Here is a 637-nt window from a genome sequence, read left to right as displayed (position 1 = left end):
CCCGGTAAACGGCGGCCGTAACTATAACGGTCCTAAGGTAGCGAAATTCCTTGTCGGGTAAGTTCCGACCTGCACGAATGGCGTAACGATGGCCACACTGTCTCCTCCTGAGACTCAGCGAAGTTGAAGTGTTTGTGATGATGCAATCTACCCGCGGCTAGACGGAAAGACCCCATGAACCTTTACTGTAGCTTTGCATTGGATTGTGAACCGGCCTGTGTAGGATAGGTGGGAGGCGCTGAAACCGAGTCGCTAGATTCGGTGGAGCCGACCTTGAAATACCACCCTGGTTTGTTTGCGGTTCTAACCTTGGTCCGTTATCCGGATCGGGGACAGTGCATGGTAGGCAGTTTGACTGGGGCGGTCTCCTCCCAAAGCGTAACGGAGGAGTTCGAAGGTACGCTAGGTACGGTCGGAAATCGTGCTGATAGTGCAATGGCATAAGCGTGCTTGACTGTGAGACTGACAAGTCGAACAGGTGCGAAAGCAGGACATAGTGATCCGGTGGTTCTGAATGGAAGGGCCATCGCTCAACGGATAAAAGGTACTCTGGGGATAACAGGCTGATACCGCCCAAGAGTTCATATCGACGGCGGTGTTTGGCACCTCGATGTCGGCTCATCTCATCCTGGGGCTG

The 637-nt window shown here is 53.7% G+C and carries 1 rRNA gene; it reads left to right on the top strand.

From position 1 onward, the window contains the following. Nucleotides 1-637, top strand: a 23S ribosomal RNA gene (locus LPZ50_RS25200); the annotation flags it as partial.

The organism is Bordetella petrii (assembly GCF_020991325.1).
Classification (GTDB): domain Bacteria; phylum Pseudomonadota; class Gammaproteobacteria; order Burkholderiales; family Burkholderiaceae_B; genus Bordetella_A; species Bordetella_A petrii_E.
Note: the sequence above shows the minus strand (reverse complement) of the source record. Positions and strands in the feature narration are given on the sequence as shown.